The organism is Bacillus sp. FSL E2-8900 (assembly GCF_037966225.1).
GTDB classification, from domain to species: Bacteria; Bacillota; Bacilli; order Bacillales; family Bacillaceae_G; genus Bacillus_A; species Bacillus_A cereus.
This window is the reverse complement of sequence record NZ_CP150193.1, coordinates 3009535-3027739: the sequence shown is the minus strand read 5'-3', so window position 1 is coordinate 3027739 and position 18205 is coordinate 3009535. Positions and strand designations below refer to the sequence as shown.

The following is an 18205-nucleotide window of genomic DNA, read 5'->3' as shown; positions in this document are numbered from 1 at the left end:
AGGATGAAGGATGTATACTCTCGAACTCGTATAGCGGGAGGGGACTATATATGTTAAAGCAATCCATGCATTCATTCGTGTTACTGTATCCAAATGTATTGTTAGAAGGCTGGAATGTTGAAAAAGTTTCAGAACGTTATGAAGGTGAAAAGTGGGGAACTTTTTGGTTTCAGGTTGTTACTCCAACTGGGATGTTTCGAGTAAAGGAATTTTTTCTCGATATAATGGAACCAGTATTTCCGGATAGCTGTATTTCTCAAGCAAAAGGAGATTGTTTTCAATATAAAGGGCTTGTGTATTGGAAAGGTATAAATTATAAAGGAAAAGAAAGTTACGTTACATCTATATGGAAAACACAAGTTGAAATTTCTGTTGATCATGGATATGTAAAACAAGACGAAATGGAACGATTTCTATTTGAATTACAACCAGTAAATATGGAGCTTGGGAAAACGATATTACATACATCATTTCACTTATTAAGCTTTCAAGCGAAGAGAAGTGAAATGGGTGAGATAGGAAGATGTAGAGAGTGGAATGCTCCAGATGACGTATCCTATGTAAATTTGTTAATTCATGAAAAACTAAATTGGAAACTTGAATCGGTCGGTTTCGGAAATGACGAAACGCAGTATGTATACTGGGACGAAGTTAATAAACTATATGCACTTTGGGTTTGTAGACATAAAAACAAAGCGTACTATCCTATTTCTTCATGGACAATGAACTATGGCCCAAAACAAATTATAAACGGGTTAGAGTTTTATTCGCACCCTAATCGCGGAACAGTTGTATACGAAGATTTAGGTAATGAACAAATCGCATACGTATTTCGCGGTAATCCATGTACAAATTTTGAACAAGTAAAAGAACTTTTCGCCTGTTTGTAAGATAAAAAGAAAAATGAGAACGACAAAATGGATATTCCCATAATACAATAGGGTAAGATTCAATTATAAGAGAAAGCGTTGGTGAAAGAATGGAGCAGCAAAGAAATTGGCTACAAGCAACTGTAGAAAGAATTGAAGATAATACGTTACAAATAAAGTGGGAAAATAATATAGAAGAAGTTCGTATTTATTGGAGTACTTCACCAGATCATATTGAAGAAAATGGAGAACTACTTGCAACTGTAAATGGAGAATTATCATATACAATTGAAAACCCGAGTGAAAATGAACGTCCATATTTTAGACTAGTAGGAAGTAATGGACAAGCAGTGACAGTAGCTGAGCGTAGATTGCCATTACAAGGTGCGTTTAACTTCCGTGATATGGGTGGATATGAAACGACAGATGGACGTAAAGTGAAATGGGGCAAATTATACCGTTCTGAAGAATTAGCAGGACTAACAGAGTGGGATATCGACTATTTACAAAAGTCTGGTTTAAAGTTAATTTGTGACTATCGTACAAACTTTGAGGTAAAGCATAAGCCAAATCCTGAGATTACAGGTGCTCGTCAAGTGTGCTTACCAGTTATGCAAGACTTAGCGAAAGACTTAAATATAAATGAGTTTTTCCAAGTTGGTGACCTTTCTATGTTAGGAAAACCAGGTGAGTATCTTGTGAAAATGAATCAAGATTTCGTAAGTGGCAACGAGGCATTCGTGAGTTTCTTAAACTTAGCGCAAAACCCGGAAAACTTACCGTTAGTAAACCACTGTACAGCTGGAAAAGATCGTACTGGATTTGGTTCAGCATTATTACTACTTTTACTAGGTGTACCAGAAAAAACAGTAATGGAAGACTACTTACTAAGTAACGGATTCCGTGAAAAGCTAAATGAAAAAATGATGGCCTTTTTAGGTGCGAAATTACAAAACGATGAGAGCAGAGCGATATTAGGTGCAATGTTTGAAGCGCGTGCTGAATACTTGCAAGCTGCGATTGGTGAAATTCAAAAGCAATACGGATCAGTTGAAGCATACGCTGAAAAAGCTCTTGGCTTTACGAAAGATTCGTTAGAGGAAATGAAAGAGTTACTGCTGGAAGAAAAGTAAAAAGAAGGGAGGCTGGTTTTAATTAGCCTCCCTTTCTTATTGTTGTTATAATTAAGCTATGAGAATATAGGAGTTGAGAAAAACATCATGAAATACAAAGTTATATTATTCGACGTAGATGATACATTATTAGATTTCCCTGAAACGGAAAGAAACGCATTACATAATGCGTTTGTACAGTTTGATATGCCTACAGGGTATAATGATTATCTTGCAAGCTATAAAGAGATTAGTAATGGATTATGGAGAGATTTAGAAAATAAAATGATTACGCTAAGTGAATTAGCAGTAGATCGATTTAGACAATTATTTGCGCTTCATAATATAGACGTAGATGCACAGCAATTTAGTAATGTATATCTTGAAAACTTAGGGAAAGAAGTACATCTTATAGAAGGCGCAGTACAATTATGTGAAAATCTACAAGATTGCAAGTTAGGTATTATTACGAATGGATATACGATGGTGCAACAATCAAGAATCGGAAATTCACCTTTATGTAATTTTTTTGATCATATTATTATTTCTGAAGAAGTTGGTCATCAAAAACCAGCACGTGAGATTTTTGATTATGCGTTTGAGAAGTTTGGGATTACGGATAAATTAAGTGTACTAATGGTCGGAGATTCGCTAACTTCTGATATGAAAGGCGGAGAAGACTTCGGCATTGATACGTGTTGGTATAATCCGAGTTTGAAAGAGAATAAGACGAGTGTTAATCCGACTTATGAAGTGGAGAGTCTTCTACAAATTTTAGAAATTGTAGAAGTGGCGGAAGAAAAGGTAGCTTCATTTTAATCGTGCTGATATTTGTCGAAAAATCGATATATTGAAAAAATCGTTGATATATTGTAAGTTGTGATAGATATATTTGAAAAATCGTTGATATATTGTAAGTTGCGATAGATATATTGAAAAAATCGTTGATATATTGTAAGTTGCGATAGATATATTTGAAAAATCGCTCATATAAATTCATATACTAAGATATAGAACAAAAAAATAGAGCTACTATACAAGGTCATTCACGTGTTATAATGCGTGAATTAAATATGCGTATATAAATAGTTTCCTAGCGTGATGCGATGTCATGTATGATTAGTGTAACAACTAGAGGTGAATAAAGGATGTTAACGTTTTTATTTGAGTTAGACAAAAATCTCCCGCAGAAGGATGAGCCACGGTATGATGCTTATTCAAAGGGCTTTATCGAAGGAGATGTAACGATTTGCGCGAGTGACAGCGTATTTTTTCAAAAATCATGTATGAAGGTTGCAGAGCTGGGGATTTATTTAGGTCAGTGGATGGAACAAGTTCAACATGGGCAGAACGTGCCTATGAAATATGAAACGGCTGACCGTGAAGAGGTAATTCTTGGTTTCTTCTATGAAGAGGATCATAATCAATGGACTGTTTTTTCCAGCTGGCAAGAATTTGAACTTCAAGAGCGTATAGCTACTGCAACATTAATAGAGAGTGTTCAACGCTATTTGTATGAGCTAAATAAAGAACTGCGCATGATAGAATATCCTGTGACGTTTGATCAGTACTTAAGAGGAGAGCGAATGATGCAGCTCTCTTACAAACGACCGTGTGATAGCAAAGCAGATACGACACCGATAGAGGTTTATAATGGAAGTGAGCAAGTAGGTGTAGTAAGGGGCTATTATAAAAATACGCTGATGAGAGTGCTGGATTTTATTCCGAAAATTGGTAGTAATATTATTTATGAAATAAAGGATAGTAAGGACAATATTCGCGTCATTGCAAAGGATGTAAGTAGGCAGCGCCAAAGAAGGATTTTAGTAATGTACAAAGATAATCATGATGCAGAGCATGAAATACTTGTATGTGACGGAAAGTTATTGGATGCAAATTTCTTATTTACCTTTACATATAAGGCAGAAGAATATGTTGTTCATAAAACTTTATTTGGAATGGGAAAGTTATTACGAAAGGGCTATGTAATTGCAGATTGGAATATTCGTCTTGAGGAAGATATGTATTACATTGAGATGAATGTATATGATGAAGATTACATGCAGGATCAATACTTGCTATTAGGCGTATTTCATGCGGTTTTATATGGATAATCAATGAGAAATACCGTCATTCTTCTTGGAAAGAATGACGGTATTTTTTTTGTGATTCTTGTGACTGGACGTCTTTAATCAATCCTCAAAAATAAAAATCTCATCAATCGTACTATGTAATGCCTTCGCTATATCGTGAGCAAGTTGTAAGGAAGGATTGTATTTACCTTTTTCGAGATGACTAATTGTTTCACGTCGCACACCAACGTTCTTCGCTAAATCTTCTTGTGTCATGTTCAATTTGGCACGGTATTCTTTTATTCTCGTTACGAATGCCATGGTGCATCTTCCATTTCATCAATTGGTTTATCGAAAAAGAACATAGAAAAGCCGAATGTAAGAATGAGTGTGCCGAAAATAAGAGCGATATCAATCTCTTGTAGCGTAGGGTTTGGAAATAACATTTCAATAAACATAATGATTGTGGTAGTTAGTAACGTAACGATAAATGCATTGCGACACGATTTATTGACAATTTGTTCAAACAGTTCATCGTGTTGAACTGTTCTATACGATGTGAAAAAGGAGAAGAAACAGAACATAGTAAACAATCCTTTTTCATAAAAAAATCCGAGGAAACCGAAGAAACCGAGAAATCCTAAATATTTTATCCAAGTTGTTTTCATGATAGTTCCTCCTTATATTGTTAGAAATAAATCACGTTATGTTATAAATATATCACATATGGATAGGAATGGTAATAATAGTTTTCCAGTTTGGTTCATAATAATAGTAAAAAGAGGAAATATGCTGCGAAATAAAGAGGATAATATTGTAAAATGGTTGTAAGGAGGGGGAGGAAGAAATGCTAACTTGGATCATGATCGTTGTATTACTTGTAGTGATTACTGTCATTGCGACGGTGTTAATTGGGCGGAATGGTGATGCAAATTATAGCAAAGCGACAAAGGGGAATATTAAACGCTTAACAATGATTTATATTATACTAGCTGTCGTTTTAGTTGTTGGATTAGGGGTGTATATTTATTTTAAAGGTTAAATATACTGAAAAATGTAAAAATCTTAAAATAGAACTATGCTATAATATCAATATAGTTATTTGGTAATTAAGGAAAGGATTGGATGAAATGATTGAAATTACGAATGTGTCAAAAAGTTATAATGGGTCTACCTATGCAGTAAAAGACTTAAGTTTATCTGTACCTAGCGGCGAAATCTTTGGATTTTTAGGACCGAATGGTGCGGGTAAATCAACGACAATTAAGATGATTACTGGTATTCACGGGGTGGACAAAGGGACTATTACGATTAACGGAAAAAATATTATGGAAGAGCCGATGGAAGCGAAGAAGACGTTTGGTTATGTACCAGATAGTCCAGATATGTTTTTACGATTAAAAGGAATTGAATATTTAAACTTTATGGCCGATATGTATGAAGTGCCGAAAGAAGTACGACAAGAACGAATAGAGTCTTTAGCGAAGAAGTTTGATCTTTATAATGCTTTATCTGATCAAATTCAAAGTTATTCGCACGGTATGAGACAAAAAATCGTTATTATTGGTGTGCTCGTACATGAGCCAGATGTATGGATTTTAGATGAACCATTAACTGGGCTTGATCCGAAATCTGCATATATTTTAAAAGAAATGATGAGAGAGCATGCGGATAAAGGAAAGATTGTATTTTTCTCTACACACGTATTAGAAGTGGCAGAAAAATTATGTGACCGCGTCGCGATTATTAATAAGGGAAACCTTCAGTTTAAAGGGAATTTAGATGAAATGAGAGATCATTTTAAATCCAATGAATCACTTGAAAAAATGTTCTTGGAGATGACGGGCAATGAGTAAAATTTGGACGTTAACGAAAGTATTATTGAAATTAAATTATGCAGATTTTATAACAGATAAGAAGAAGCGATGGGCGTATGTATTTTCATTTGCAGCTATTTTATTTGTCGGCTTTTTACTGTTTGGTTCTATCACGCATGCAATGTATGAGGGAATGATACATTTAGGGCAAGATCCAGGAATGATTATCGCAATGGGACTTGCGATTGCGAGTATATGGGTATTTTTAATGAGTATTACGAACATTTTAACTGTATTTTACTACAGCAATGACATTGAAATGTTATTACCATTACCATTAAAACCAGCGCAAATTATTTCAGCCAAATTTTTAACAGTATTAATTACACAATACGTAATGAGTTCATTTATTTTATTACCGATCTTTATTACGTACGGTTTAAAAAGTGGCGCATTTATTACATATTACATATATATGATTTTCATTTACTTACTCTTCCCAATTGTGCCGTTAGTACTAGCTTCGTTACTGATGACAGTTATTATGAGGTATACAAATATAGCGAAAAATAAAGACCGAGGAAATATATTTATTGGAATCGTAAGTATACTATTTATTGTAGGAATTAACGTATTTTTGCAGTGGAAAAATAAAAGTTCGTTTTCTGAAGATGCAATTGCGGATTACCTTGCAAACAACCAGTCTTCTCTTTTAGTACAAATGACAAACTATTTTCCAACTACATATTTTGGAGCAGTAGCATTAGTAGAAAATGCAAATTGGAAGGGACCTTTATATGTAATAATCTTTGCAGTTATTTCATTTGTCTTCTTTGTGTTGTTTTATTACATAGCAGAGCGTACATATTTAAAAGGGGTTATTGGACTTTCAACGAGTACAGCAAAGAAACAAGTTATTTCGGCGGAAGGTTTACAGAAATCAACAGTACAAAGTTCGCATTTAAAAGCGTATGTGAAAAAAGAATTTAAAACGTTATTCCGTACACCACAATTTTTCTTAAATTGCATTGTACAAACTTTCGTTATGCCAATTATGTTGTTCTTTATTTTATTTGTGCAAGATGGAAATTTAAAGTTTATTACAGAGTATATTAACAATTCAGAGACAACGGGATTTGCAATTGGTGTTGGCCTTTGTGCATCGTTATTTTTAATGGGTAGTAACGTCATTGCAACAACGTCATTTTCGCGAGATGGAAGCTCTTGGTTTGTGAATCGTTATTTACCAGTAAAGGCTTCGGATATCTTTTTTGCGAAAGCAATCACTGCTTGGTTAATTAATGTGATCATTTTAGCAGTATTCGGTATTACGATGGCAGTTGTAGCTGGGATTTCTCCAGTCTTTATGATACTGTGGTTTTTACTAAGTGCGAACGGGTTGTTATTAATTAATTTAATCGGAACACGCTGGGACGCGCAAACTGCAGATATTCATTGGGATACAGAGCAGAAATTATTTAAAAGTCGATATACAACTTTGTGGAATTTTTTAGCTAATATTTTAATAGCTTTAATTATTGTGGGGGGAGTAAGTGTATTATACTTCTTCCTTCATGTCGGACTGTGGGTTATGTTTATCGTTTTATTTGTAATGTTTACGATTGTAAATTATATCTTTATTAAAATGTTAAAATTAGGTGCTGAACGTATACTGTCAAATATTCAATAAGAAGATAGATCCTCTGTATTCATGCAGGGAATCTGTGTATAGATGGAGGAGAAAAAGGTGAAGAAAATAGCAATTGTAACAGGGGCAACTCGTCTGAATGGAATTGGTGCAGCTGTATGCAAGGTGCTTGCTCAAAAAGGGATAGACATTTTTTTCACGTACTGGCCAAAGTATGATAAAGCGATGCCATGGGGAATGAGTGATCAAGAACCCTTTTTGCTGAAAAAGGAAATTGAAAGTTACGATGTTCGATGTGAAATGGCAGAAATCAATTTATCGCAGTCTTATTCGCCAAATCGTTTGTTTTATATGGTATCAGAACGGTTAGGTGATCCATCTATTCTAGTTAATAATGCAGTATATTCTACTCATACGAGAATTGAGGAATTAGATGTAGAGCAGTTGGATAAACATTATACAGTTAATGTTCGGGCTACTATGCTATTAAGTTCATTGTTTATAAAACATTATTCACTTAAAACGGGCGGGAGTATTATTAATCTTACTTCAGGACAGTCAGTAGGTCCAATGCCAGATGAACTAGCATATGCAGCAACGAAAGGGGCAATTGAAGCATTTACAAAGTCAGTAGCACCAGTTGCGATGGAGAAGGGGATTACAGTGAATGCTGTAGATCCAGGACCGACGAATACAGGATGGATTACAGAGGAGCTGAAGCATCATTTAGTATGGAAGTTCCCGCAAGGTAAAGTAGGAGAACCGGTGGATGCTGCGCGCTTAATTTCTTTTTTAGTAAGTGAAGAAGCGAAATGGGTTACTGGGCAAGTCATTCACTCGAATGGTGGTTATTCATAAAAATATTATGTTAACAAATGTTGAGAAACAAAAAACGAAAGAAAATTTTATTTTTTTTGTATAAATAAAATGTCAAGAAAGATAAAAATTTGATAGAAGAGTATATCGTCATATGAAGATAGTAATTCTTAATGTGACAATATACTCTTTTTCTTTTACTTGCGAGTAGAAAAATGAAGTAGAAGAAACTCGAATATTAAAATGAGTTTATCAGTTTTTGTACGTATTATTATGAAGATTACTGTCGGAAAGATGATAATTCGTATGAAAAGGGATTTTTTAAGGGGGAATCGAATCGTAAAGGGGAGGATAAATTATGTAAAACATAGGGGGATTTATATGAAAATGAAAAAGGTCGCTATCGCATCGATAACAATTGGTACAATGCTTACTATGGCAGCTTGTAGTCCTTCAGCAGATAAAGAAACGGAAAAGAAAGAGCAAGTAACTGCGCAAAATGATGGAGAAGCAAAAACGACAAGTGCAGATGAAGCGTCAAAAACAACGAAAGATACTGAAAAAGAAACAAATACTTCTTCAAATGAAAAAACAGATAAGGATGCAAAAAATACGAAAGAATCATCAGGGACAGAAAGTAACGGCAAAACGTCAACTCAAAACGAAAATGTAAAAACAAAAGAAAAAGAGACGACAGGAAAAACGAATGATCAAACGACTAGCGGGAAAACAACAGATCAAAGCACAAGTACAAGCACAAACAATAATGGAAAGACAACGAAAGATCCGAAGAAAAGTGTTGCTGTGAAAACGAATGTTAAAGAAGTTGTAGCATTAATTGATAGCTTGGACAAGCAGTTAGCTGCTAATCCAAAATTGGAAACAGTGAATAAGCTTGGCAAACAAATTAATGAAAAGTGGGATGTGATTGAAAAAGAGCTAGAAGCATCACATCCGACGGATTCTAAAACAATCGGTCAAAGTATGTATCCGTTAATTGTAGGAGCGGAGAAAGAAAAAATCGATATTAATAAAATGAAATCATTAACGACGAAAACGAAAAAAGATTTAAATCAGTTATTGACGAAACTTTCATAGTTTCAAAAGCCTACTCGTGTGAGTAGGCCTTTTTTAGTTTGTTGTAATGTGCACAGTATAACTTATTTATTTTCATTTTCAATTACGATGCGAAAGGAACTGAATGCTTGTTGACTGATATAATCTTCTTCGCTAACTTTATAAGGAAATGGAAAAGCGACGAGTTGCAAATTACTTTCCTGATCCACTGAAGGCAATGTGAAATTAAAGATTTGTCTTGTTTCAGGTGCAACCTTAGTATAAACGACTTTTCTATTGTTAAATATTTCAACTTGTTTCCAATCTTTAAAAGCCACGATTGCGTAAGTCATTTCATCATTTGTTTCATTACCGTTTGATAAAATTAATTGCTTGCCTTCCTTTTCAAAGAAGACAGTTTGTAAGTTCTCTTCACGGTTCGTAACAAATACTGGTTCGTAAAGACCATCTTTTAAAATAGCATCTGGATTTATAAGGGAGAGTTTTATTTTTTCGTTTTCTTTCTGAAGAGGATGCATTGAATATCGCATACTTAGAATATCTTCTAAAATAGCTGCTTTATTTAAGTTATTATCTTTTAATTTGTATTCAGGTTTTTTAATTATTAAAAAGGTTAATTCACTTGCATTAGGAGAAGTGCGTAAAGAGATTTTCGTAGTAATTGAACTGTTTGGTTTCATATCAAAAAAATAGTGTAATATTTCATTAGTAGTATCTTCTATTTTAAAAGGTTTTTGTTCGTAATCTTCTAGAACAATTAATCCATATTTTCGGTTTTCATTAATAGTATGTACGAATGATAATGTTACATTAATTTTATTATCCTCACTAGTAATTGTACTACCATTGTTAATATGTTGGCCTTGATTATCCTTCAATCCGTAAGAAATAGTATTGGTTTGTTGCTCTCGTTTATTTTCTATGGAAGGTGGATGAGGTTGTATGAATGAAGTATTGAACAAAATATAAATTGTAAGTAATGAAATAAGTAAAACACCGCTAATAATATATATTTGTTTCATAAATAGCACCTCAATATATGTAAAATATTAGAGAAAAAAGATATGCAAGATGCATATCTTTTTTCTCTTTCTTACCAGAAAGCTTTTGTTTCGTGATTCACATCATTATAACCACTTAATTTATAGGTATGATTACCGATAGCGTAATCATCTCCATAATAAATGCTTGTGTTGGTCGCTGTAGCACTTACAAAGGATGATTTTTTTGCACTATTACTTTTCGTATTCACTAATGAGCCATCGCCATTGAAAGTTCTTGCTTTTGCATAAACATAGTCTTCGGTCGTAGTTGATTTCGATTTAGCAACTGCATAGGGGTTACCAAAAAAGGGAGTATATACGCTAATGTTAGAGTCATTCTTAGGTGCAGCTGCAATAGTCAAACTAGGAACACTAGATGTTTTTGTTGATTGAATTGTATCAAAGTCAACTAAAACGGGCTGCTTGTCTACAGTATCGACCTCTGAAGCACTTGCGTTATTAGTAAAACCAAAACCTAAAACCGCTAACCCTAAAGTTGTCACCGATAAAGATTTTTTCATATTCACTAATTTTCCCACCTTTTTAAATTTTTGAGTTCGAACTCAATTCATACAATATATGAAAATTTCGAAACTCTCAATGGTTTATTCCATACTTAACTTTTCTTTTACTTTCGATTCAACATGTCTTCATTTGCAAAAAAGCGAATATATCTTCTAATGCTTAGCCAGCAAGGGATACAGGTTTAACTTTATGAAATTCGTGTAAATTTAAATCTATTCATGTCAGAATCTCTGTTATTTTTAAGTTCATATGGGAAACTTATTAAAAAAAGGATGGTGACAAAAATGACAATCGATCGAATTTGTACAATTGGACCCGCAAGTAATAATAAAGAAACGTTAGCACAGTTAATAAAGAATGGTATGAAAATTGTTCGACTGAATTTATCGCATGGCACGCATGAAAGTCATAAAGACATCATTCGTTTAGTGAAATCATTAGATGACTCTATTAAATTTTTGGGTGATGTACAAGGACCTAAAATAAGATTAGGTGAAGTGAAGGGAGAGCAAATTACACTTCAGGCAGGAGATTCTTTTATTTTACATACACAATCAGTTACAGGGAGTAATACAGAAGCGAGTGTTGATTATGAAGGAATTGCGAATGATGTAAAAGTAGGCAGTAGAATTTTAATTAATGATGGAGAAGTTGAATTAATTGTTGAAAAGATAAGTACGGACAAAATAGAAACGAAGGTAAAAACAGGTGGCAATATCTCATCTCATAAAGGAGTTAATTTACCAGATGCGGCTGTTCGTTTACCAGCTATTACAGAGAAAGATAAAAAAGATATTCAGTTTCTTTTAGAGGAGAATGTTGATTTTATCGCGTGTTCTTTCGTAAGAAAACCTAGTCATATAAAAGAAATACGAGATTTTATACAACAGTATAAAGAAACGTCACCTAATATAATGGCAAAAATAGAAACGATGGAAGCAATCGAGAATTTTCAAGATATATGTAAAGAAGCAGATGGAATTATGATTGCAAGGGGCGATTTAGGAGTAGAGTTACCGTATCAATGCATTCCGCTTTTACAGAAAATAATGATTCAGGAATGTAATCGAACGAATACATATGTCATTACAGCAACACAAATGCTTCAATCTATGGTAGATCATTCTATTCCAACAAGGGCAGAGGTGACTGATGTGTTTCAAGCTGTACTGGACGGAACGAATGCAGTTATGCTTTCAGCTGAAAGTGCATCAGGAGAGCATCCAATCGAAAGTGTAAGAACATTACGTCTCGTTTCAGAATTTGCGGAACATGTTAAAAAAGATGGACCTTTTGCGATGAAAGATGTACTGCAATTACTGCGTGAGTCTCTGGATGAGTAATAAATAAAAAGAGGGCGGATATACATCCGCCCGCGTGTTTTTCATTCATACTATTCTTGCTCTTGCTCATCCAAAATCTTTTCAAACGCAGCAGATACTTTATCAAACTCTTCATCATTTTCAATGTATGAAAACTCATTATCTTCTTCTACTTTCAAAAAGAAAATATCAATGTCTTCCTCAGTTTCTGTTTGGATATCTTCAACAAAGGCAACTGCAATATATTCTGCACCTTCGACATCCATCGCTCCAAGTACTTCTACTTCTTGCTCTTCGTTATTCTCATCACTAAGAGTAAACACTTCGCCAACTTCAATATCAGACATATTCATTCTCCTCCTGTTCGACTCTAAAAATAGAGCACTCAAACTGTATACATACTAACATATCTTTCCATGAAAAACCAAATTCATACGTAAGAAAACAATTCATTCTTCTTTAGTATGAGTATACAGCTATTAGGAGCATTATTTGTCTGTGCTATATTACTTAATCCATTCAACAATTGTATCCATAGTCTGTCTTGTTTTATCACGCTTTGGCTCTTCTTTACGGTAACCAAAGGCAACCATAACTGATACTTCAAGATTATCGCCTTGTATAATGCCTTCTTGACGAAGTAAAGAATCTACTTCCTCTTTATCAAATCCTTCTATTGGACAAGAATCAATACCGATTTGAGCTGCGCTCGTCATCATATTACCTAAAGCAATATAAGTTTGTTTAGATGCCCAATCAAATACAGCACGATCGGATTGTAATAAGTTAAAATCTGATTCCTGGAACTTTTTGAAGAATTCATATCTAATTTTTTGAGTGTCTTCAGGCAATCCAATAATATCGTTCATCATATATTTAATATACTCTGCATCATAATGCATATCTTTAATGTTTCTTGAAAGAACAATGACGAAATGGCTTGCTGTTGCAAGTTGCCCACCAGCGCCCCATGAATACGGTTGTAGTTTTTCTCTTAATTCTTTATTTTGTACGACAATAAATTTCCAAGGCTCATATCCAAAAGAAGAAGGAGATAATCTGCCTGTTTCTAAAATGAATTTGAAATCCTCTTCTGAAATTTTGTGCATAGGATCGAATTCTTTACATGCATGTCTGAAATGAAAAGCCTCCATAATCTTTTCTTTTGTAATTTCATTTGTATTTGTCATAAAAGTTCCTCTTTTCATGAATTTATTTTTGTAAGTAAATTATATTTTTAAAGTAACACAGATACAAGTACGCACATTTATGTGGTATAGTATCAAAAAAGATACTATTGATAAGGGAAGGGATTTATTATGGATTGTTCAAATGAAAATAATATAAATTACCCATTTTTAAATAAATATTCTTGTCCAGTTGAAGCTATGGTTGAGGTGATTGGAGGGAAATGGAAAGGGGTAATTTTGTATCATTTATTAGATGGTACAAAGCGGTTTAATGAATTAAAAAGATTAAAACCAAATATCACACAAAGGATGTTAACACTGCAGCTGAGAGAACTTGAAGCTGATGGGATTATACATCGTGAAGTATACCGTGAAGTACCACCTAAAGTTGAATATTCGTTAACTGAGCTTGGTGAATCACTACGTCCAGTGATTCTATTAATGATGGAATGGGCAACTCATAATATGGAGAAGGTTTTGGAGAATAGGAATACGAAAAATAATAGTTAAGAGTTGAAATTGATATAGACGAGTTATGTGAAATAGTTGTAGAAATAAAAGGTGTTTCCATACGTGAAAACACCTTTTATTTCTATATTTTTTACTTTTTAACTTCAACTGCTGAAGTTGGAAAGTTATTTAAGTTTGCAGTTTGACCATACCAATCAGCATGTTTAAAAACAACACCTTTTCCATATCCGTCAGTTGAAGTACGTTCCCATAGTGTTGTTGAGTAGCTAGCAGTAGGAGCTGCTGTACGTACAGAAACAATTTGATTTTGCCAACTAGCAGACAAGTTTTTATAACCGCTACTTAGAGAAAAATACTCGCTACCTTGATTTGTAAGTTTATAGAAGTCTGTACTACCAGGTCCGCTTCCTCCAACACCAAGGGGAGTGATTGAATGATTCAACCTTTGTTTATCTTTTTCAATAAAAGACTCTAAACTTTCTTTGCTCGAAAATCCATAAGATAACCAGTCTCCATTTTGATTTTGTTTCGGTAGAACTAACGTTATTTTTACGTCTTCCTTTGATGGAGCACTCAATTTGTTAAACGAATCAACAGTCTTTTCATCTACAGTTACATATTCGAAAGAGGAAATCGTATAATCTTTTTCGGTACTAGCTGATACTGATCCCAGTCCTCCAGTTAACGACGAGACAGTTAATAATGCACCTGCTACCAACTTTTTCAGCATGGATTCATCTCCTTAAAACTTAGATTTTTTACATAACTAAAATGTATGTTAATTTGAATGTTTTATAAATATTTAGAAATTTATAAAAATTAAACAGAATATTCTTTTATTATTCTGAAGTAAGGAAAGTAATTAAAAATGAAAAAAGGTTTACTTAAAAAGTAAACCCTTTTTGCTGACCTATTTCAAAACTCAATGGATGAAAGTTTCATTTTATCCATCTATGAATCATACACTTCTTTTGCATTCGTAGAAGCAGCATCTAATAAAAGGAAAATGGCTGCTATCATATGTAGAAAGATGTCTATATAAGGAAAGAAGGCAACTAGAGTAACGATAATACCGATATACTGAGGGTACGTATTCATGCCTTCTTTTTTAGCTAATAAAATAGTAGTGATATGAAAAACAATCAATAGTAGTAAAGGTAACCCATATAGGTTAACAAGACTTGGAAATACATAATAACAAGGAAGTAATAAAAGATGATAGATCCCTGTAGTCCACTTTAGTGCTTGAATGTAGGTTTTCAAAGTTAATCCTCCTAAAACAACTCATATCTATATATTACCAAAAATAACAGGTAATTGGATATTGTTTATTTGTATTTTTAATAGATTATAATAATTTTATGTAAACTAATTGTTAGGTATCTATAAAATAGAAAAACCACCCAAACGAGGGTGGTTCGTATTATAAATAACTACTTAAAGAAGAAATCGGAACCTTCACTTCACTACCTTCCTTCATATTCCGCAGCATAACGGTTTCTGTACTAAGTTCGTCTTCCCCAATAATAAGCACATAAGGTATATTCTCTTTATTGGCATAATTAAGGGCGCGTTTTAATTTGCGTCCTGCTAGTTCAAGTTCGACTTTTAAGGAAGTGGTGGAACGTAATTGCTGGGCAATTTGTAAGCATTGTAACTCTGTCCCAAGCGGGATGATAAATAGATCCGCTGTAGATGAGATTGTTTCTTTCTGCGATAGTGCTGTATAAATAACGTCTAAACCGAATGAAATACCGACTGTTGGATAGTTTATATTATCACCACGGAAAGCTCCGATAATGTTATCGTATCGACCACCGCTACCGATGCTAGATGTAATCGATCCATCTTTTAAAAAGATTTCATATACAGTACCTGTATACATTGTGAGTCCTCGCGCTAAAAACGGGTTGAATATCGTATTTTCATTTATTCCAAGGGCGATTAAATATTGCTGTAATTGTTGTAGTTCGTTTACTCCATCGGCAACGAGTGGATTATTGAAAGTTTCTTTAAAGTCAGCGATAGTAAGCTTTAGACAAGATAATACGGTATTACATATCGTATCAGCCATTTCTTCAGAAATTCCGCGCTCTAATACATCTTTTCGTACACCATCAATCCCAATCTTTTCGATTTTATCTAATGATAAAATGACGTCACTTGTTAACTCAGTAGGGATGTTAATGGCCTGAAGAATACCATTTAACAATTTTCGGTTATTATATTGGATCGTTATCTCTAAGTTTAACGTTCGGAACAGTTCAAACGCCATACCCATAAGTTCAGCTTCTGCCATGACAGACTCAACACCGACGATATCAACGTCGCATTGTATAAATTCACGAAATCTTCCTTGTTTAATTGGCCCATCTCGAAATACTTTCCCAATCTCATAACGTTTAAAAGGGAGGCGGAGGTTCGGATTCATTGCCACAACTTTTGCGAATGGAATAGTTAAATCGTATCGTAAGGCGAGCTCACGTTTCCCTTGATCCTGAAGTGTATATATTTCTTTTAATATTTCATCGCCACCGCCGTACTTGTAAGACATAAGCTCATACATATTTAACGTCGGCGTTTCTAAAGGTTTGCATCCGTATCGTTCAAACGTATCTTCACAAGCTCTTTTAATTTTATTTCGCAGCACTTGTTCTTCTGGTAAATAGTCTTTCGTTCCTTTTACATTTCTCATTTCCATCATAATCACTCCTTTTTTAAATTAAAAAAAGCTATGCAGGTATAAAAATACCCACATAGCTTTATGAACGCTTCGTGGGTCAACAGGAAAAGCCCTGTACCCACGAAGAAAAACTTTTCTTCGGATACACGGCGTTACGTATGATGATGAAGTTGGAAAGAAGTATTAAAATTTCGCATGACAAATCTCTCCTTAACGTAAGTTTTTCCAAATTATATCAGATGATTTTTGAATTATCAATATTTTTAGTTTTGAAAAATACGTGAAGTTATGTAGGAGAAATGGAAAAGGGTGTATAATAAAGGAAAACTTAATGATATGAAATAAAGTTTTAAGGAGAACGTTATGAAAAAAGATAAAACAAATGCGATGCGAATATTAGATAAAGAAAAAATTGAATATTCGATGATGTCATATGATCCAGACGATGGGAAAATTGATGGCGTATCAGTAGCCGAGAAAATTGGACGAGAAGTGAGAGAAGTATATAAAACGTTAATCGCTCAAGGGAATAGTAAAAATTATCATGTGTTTATTATTCCGGTAGATGAGGAACTAAATTTAAAAGCTGCCGCAAAAGCAGTAAGTGAAAAGAAAATTGAAATGATTCCTGTTAAAGATATTACGAAAGTGTCAGGATACATTCGCGGCGGTTGTTCACCAGTTGGAATGAAAAAGTTATTTTCTACATGTATCGATGAAAGCGCCCAATTACTTGATAAGATGATAGTGAGCGGCGGGAAAATTGGTATACAAATTGAGCTGAAAGTTGATGACTTGGCGAAAGTGACGAGAGCGCAGTTTGGAGAGGTAACGAAGTAAATATACATAGGAAAAGAAGTTCTGGTTTTATCCCGCTATTCGCCGGGCAGTAAGTAAGACCCTCACCTCAAAATTCAGCGGAAGCAAAGAAATTAGGTGGGGATTAATTGCCCGTAAAAGCACGATTGGTGAGGGCTGATAATCAGTGGGGATGAACAAAACCCCCACTGATTAAAGTTTCACTTTATTGAATTTAGATAATAATTTATAGGATAGTTAGTCCATTATGGGGCTGATTGTCCTTTTTTATTTACAAACTGGATAAAGATTGAATGTTTAGTTTGATATAGGCATGTAATCTGAATTGTTTGTTTGGCTTTGGGAGGAGGACAAAGGCTCGGTGCGAGGACTTTAAATAAGTTACTCTTAAAGATAGACAAGTGACGGGAGAGTGTTTAATGGAGGTTCAAGAAATACCCTAAGAAAGCACGTATTGGGGGGCAGTGTTTTGGCCCCCATCGGCTAAAAGTATGAAAGATTTTATACAGTTTTTTTGCTAATCCAGTAACAAACAAGAACACTAAAACCGCGTTAGGATAGGAATGTATAAAAAATGTCTAGATTCATAGAACTAAAAAAGAAGTTTCACTTGTGAGAGCAGGGTTCTCCTTTTTCATTGCTACTGATAATGAGACGTTATGTTAACTAATTTTGAATATCGTATACAGACTAAAAACAGAGAAAACTTCCTGTTGTGTAGGGTATTTTTTCTGTTTTTTT

General features: G+C 34.0%; 21 protein-coding genes. 12 read left to right on the top strand and 9 right to left on the bottom strand.

The annotated features are described in order from the left end of the window. Positions 1 to 50 precede the first annotated feature (50 nt). From NST90_RS15490 to NST90_RS15475, 4 genes are all read left to right on the top strand, one after another. The gene (locus tag NST90_RS15490; protein WP_000917826.1) at positions 51 to 890 is read left to right on the top strand and encodes a hypothetical protein; all 840 of its coding nucleotides are present in this window, start codon (positions 51 to 53) and stop codon (positions 888 to 890) included. An 89-nt stretch (positions 891 to 979) separates the two neighbouring features. Beyond that, positions 980 to 2002, top strand: a complete 1023-nt coding sequence (locus NST90_RS15485; RefSeq protein ID WP_000437803.1) for a tyrosine-protein phosphatase — start codon at positions 980 to 982, stop codon at positions 2000 to 2002. An 87-nt stretch (positions 2003 to 2089) separates the two neighbouring features. Further along, the gene (locus tag NST90_RS15480) at positions 2090 to 2800 is read left to right on the top strand and encodes a YjjG family noncanonical pyrimidine nucleotidase (protein ID WP_048534814.1); all 711 of its coding nucleotides are present in this window, start codon (positions 2090 to 2092) and stop codon (positions 2798 to 2800) included. Positions 2801 to 3129: 329 nt separating this feature from the next. Next, the gene (locus NST90_RS15475; protein ID WP_000955103.1) at positions 3130 to 4095 is read left to right on the top strand and encodes a hypothetical protein; all 966 of its coding nucleotides are present in this window, start codon (positions 3130 to 3132) and stop codon (positions 4093 to 4095) included. 78 nt (positions 4096 to 4173) lie between these two features. Here the strand turns inward: NST90_RS15475 and NST90_RS15470 are convergent, their stop codons facing one another. Both NST90_RS15470 and NST90_RS15465 read right to left on the bottom strand, forming a co-directional pair. Then, positions 4174 to 4374, bottom strand: coding sequence for a helix-turn-helix transcriptional regulator (locus NST90_RS15470; protein WP_242266158.1), 201 nt, complete (start codon positions 4372 to 4374; stop codon positions 4174 to 4176). Then, positions 4362 to 4721, bottom strand: a complete 360-nt coding sequence (locus NST90_RS15465) for a DUF3796 domain-containing protein (protein ID WP_000859224.1) — start codon at positions 4719 to 4721, stop codon at positions 4362 to 4364. Before NST90_RS15465 ends, NST90_RS15470 begins: the two co-directional genes overlap by 13 nt. A 179-nt stretch (positions 4722 to 4900) precedes the next feature. Here NST90_RS15465 and NST90_RS15460 point away from each other — a divergent pair, with 179 nt between their 5' ends. From NST90_RS15460 to NST90_RS15440, 5 genes are all read left to right on the top strand, one after another. After that, the gene (locus NST90_RS15460) at positions 4901 to 5095 is read left to right on the top strand and encodes a hypothetical protein (protein ID WP_000958863.1); all 195 of its coding nucleotides are present in this window, start codon (positions 4901 to 4903) and stop codon (positions 5093 to 5095) included. A gap of 88 nt (positions 5096 to 5183) precedes the next feature. Continuing rightward, positions 5184 to 5909, top strand: coding sequence for an ABC transporter ATP-binding protein (locus NST90_RS15455; RefSeq protein WP_000570206.1), 726 nt, complete (start codon positions 5184 to 5186; stop codon positions 5907 to 5909). Then, on the top strand, positions 5902 to 7560 hold the full coding sequence (locus tag NST90_RS15450; RefSeq protein ID WP_000036886.1) for an ABC transporter permease: 1659 nt from the start codon (positions 5902 to 5904) through the stop codon (positions 7558 to 7560). The genes NST90_RS15455 and NST90_RS15450 overlap by 8 nt, the downstream gene beginning before the upstream one ends. Positions 7561 to 7617: 57 nt before the next feature. Beyond that, complete coding sequence (locus tag NST90_RS15445; protein ID WP_000716965.1) at positions 7618 to 8376, top strand: SDR family oxidoreductase; 759 nt, start codon at positions 7618 to 7620, stop codon at positions 8374 to 8376. Positions 8377 to 8715: 339 nt separating this feature from the next. Continuing rightward, positions 8716 to 9432, top strand: a complete 717-nt coding sequence (locus NST90_RS15440) for a hypothetical protein (RefSeq protein WP_000782545.1) — start codon at positions 8716 to 8718, stop codon at positions 9430 to 9432. 62 nt (positions 9433 to 9494) lie between these two features. Here NST90_RS15440 and NST90_RS15435 read toward each other — a convergent pair whose 3' ends face one another. Further along, complete coding sequence (locus tag NST90_RS15435) at positions 9495 to 10433, bottom strand: hypothetical protein (RefSeq protein WP_242266156.1); 939 nt, start codon at positions 10431 to 10433, stop codon at positions 9495 to 9497. A gap of 71 nt (positions 10434 to 10504) precedes the next feature. Then, positions 10505 to 10981 carry a hypothetical protein gene (locus NST90_RS15430; RefSeq protein WP_001056353.1) on the bottom strand — a complete coding sequence of 159 codons (477 nt, stop codon included), beginning with the start codon at positions 10979 to 10981 and terminating at the stop codon, positions 10505 to 10507. Positions 10982 to 11263: 282 nt separating this feature from the next. Between NST90_RS15430 and NST90_RS15425 the strand changes: the two genes are divergently transcribed. Next, a complete protein-coding gene (locus NST90_RS15425; RefSeq protein ID WP_242266155.1) occupies positions 11264 to 12322 on the top strand; it encodes a pyruvate kinase in 1059 nt (352 codons plus the stop codon). Between the two features lie 50 nt (positions 12323 to 12372). Here NST90_RS15425 and NST90_RS15420 read toward each other — a convergent pair whose 3' ends face one another. Together NST90_RS15420 and NST90_RS15415 are read right to left on the bottom strand one after the other, a co-directional pair. Then, positions 12373 to 12654, bottom strand: coding sequence for a DUF1292 domain-containing protein (locus NST90_RS15420; RefSeq protein WP_002005464.1), 282 nt, complete (start codon positions 12652 to 12654; stop codon positions 12373 to 12375). 153 nt (positions 12655 to 12807) lie between these two features. Then, a complete protein-coding gene (locus NST90_RS15415) occupies positions 12808 to 13491 on the bottom strand; it encodes an NAD(P)H-dependent oxidoreductase (protein WP_000185709.1) in 684 nt (227 codons plus the stop codon). Positions 13492 to 13620: 129 nt separating this feature from the next. Here NST90_RS15415 and NST90_RS15410 point away from each other — a divergent pair, with 129 nt between their 5' ends. After that, positions 13621 to 14001, top strand: a complete 381-nt coding sequence (locus NST90_RS15410) for a winged helix-turn-helix transcriptional regulator (protein ID WP_000340659.1) — start codon at positions 13621 to 13623, stop codon at positions 13999 to 14001. A gap of 91 nt (positions 14002 to 14092) precedes the next feature. On the opposite strand, the gene NST90_RS15405 is transcribed toward NST90_RS15410, so the two are convergent. From NST90_RS15405 to NST90_RS15395, 3 genes are all read right to left on the bottom strand, one after another. Then, a complete protein-coding gene (locus tag NST90_RS15405; RefSeq protein WP_000914421.1) occupies positions 14093 to 14692 on the bottom strand; it encodes a hypothetical protein in 600 nt (199 codons plus the stop codon). Positions 14693 to 14913: 221 nt separating this feature from the next. Beyond that, positions 14914 to 15225, bottom strand: coding sequence for a hypothetical protein (locus NST90_RS15400; protein ID WP_000860724.1), 312 nt, complete (start codon positions 15223 to 15225; stop codon positions 14914 to 14916). Between the two features lie 160 nt (positions 15226 to 15385). Beyond that, complete coding sequence (locus NST90_RS15395; RefSeq protein ID WP_000425991.1) at positions 15386 to 16663, bottom strand: histidine--tRNA ligase; 1278 nt, start codon at positions 16661 to 16663, stop codon at positions 15386 to 15388. Between the two features lie 345 nt (positions 16664 to 17008). Here NST90_RS15395 and ybaK point away from each other — a divergent pair, with 345 nt between their 5' ends. After that, on the top strand, positions 17009 to 17485 hold the full coding sequence (gene ybaK, locus NST90_RS15390) for a Cys-tRNA(Pro) deacylase (protein WP_000710857.1): 477 nt from the start codon (positions 17009 to 17011) through the stop codon (positions 17483 to 17485). Positions 17486 to 18205: the final 720 nt, after the last annotated feature.

Bases quoted from the DNA above. Each gene is read 5' to 3' on its own strand.
- NST90_RS15490 (WP_000917826.1), top strand. From the start codon at position 51: ATGTTAAAGCAATCCATGCATTCATTCGTGTTACTGTATCCAAATGTA.
- NST90_RS15485 (WP_000437803.1), top strand. From the start codon at position 980: ATGGAGCAGCAAAGAAATTGGCTACAAGCAACTGTAGAAAGAATTGAA.
- NST90_RS15480 (WP_048534814.1), top strand. From the start codon at position 2,090: ATGAAATACAAAGTTATATTATTCGACGTAGATGATACATTATTAGAT.
- NST90_RS15475 (WP_000955103.1), top strand. From the start codon at position 3,130: ATGTTAACGTTTTTATTTGAGTTAGACAAAAATCTCCCGCAGAAGGAT.
- NST90_RS15470 (WP_242266158.1), bottom strand. From the start codon at position 4,374: ATGGCATTCGTAACGAGAATAAAAGAATACCGTGCCAAATTGAACATG.
- NST90_RS15465 (WP_000859224.1), bottom strand. From the start codon at position 4,721: ATGAAAACAACTTGGATAAAATATTTAGGATTTCTCGGTTTCTTCGGT.
- NST90_RS15460 (WP_000958863.1), top strand. From the start codon at position 4,901: ATGCTAACTTGGATCATGATCGTTGTATTACTTGTAGTGATTACTGTC.
- NST90_RS15455 (WP_000570206.1), top strand. From the start codon at position 5,184: ATGATTGAAATTACGAATGTGTCAAAAAGTTATAATGGGTCTACCTAT.
- NST90_RS15450 (WP_000036886.1), top strand. From the start codon at position 5,902: ATGAGTAAAATTTGGACGTTAACGAAAGTATTATTGAAATTAAATTAT.
- NST90_RS15440 (WP_000782545.1), top strand. From the start codon at position 8,716: ATGAAAATGAAAAAGGTCGCTATCGCATCGATAACAATTGGTACAATG.
- NST90_RS15435 (WP_242266156.1), bottom strand. From the start codon at position 10,433: ATGAAACAAATATATATTATTAGCGGTGTTTTACTTATTTCATTACTT.
- NST90_RS15425 (WP_242266155.1), top strand. From the start codon at position 11,264: ATGACAATCGATCGAATTTGTACAATTGGACCCGCAAGTAATAATAAA.
- NST90_RS15420 (WP_002005464.1), bottom strand. From the start codon at position 12,654: ATGAATATGTCTGATATTGAAGTTGGCGAAGTGTTTACTCTTAGTGAT.
- NST90_RS15415 (WP_000185709.1), bottom strand. From the start codon at position 13,491: ATGACAAATACAAATGAAATTACAAAAGAAAAGATTATGGAGGCTTTT.
- NST90_RS15410 (WP_000340659.1), top strand. From the start codon at position 13,621: ATGGATTGTTCAAATGAAAATAATATAAATTACCCATTTTTAAATAAA.
- NST90_RS15405 (WP_000914421.1), bottom strand. From the start codon at position 14,692: ATGCTGAAAAAGTTGGTAGCAGGTGCATTATTAACTGTCTCGTCGTTA.
- NST90_RS15395 (WP_000425991.1), bottom strand. From the start codon at position 16,663: ATGGAAATGAGAAATGTAAAAGGAACGAAAGACTATTTACCAGAAGAA.
- ybaK (WP_000710857.1), top strand. From the start codon at position 17,009: ATGAAAAAAGATAAAACAAATGCGATGCGAATATTAGATAAAGAAAAA.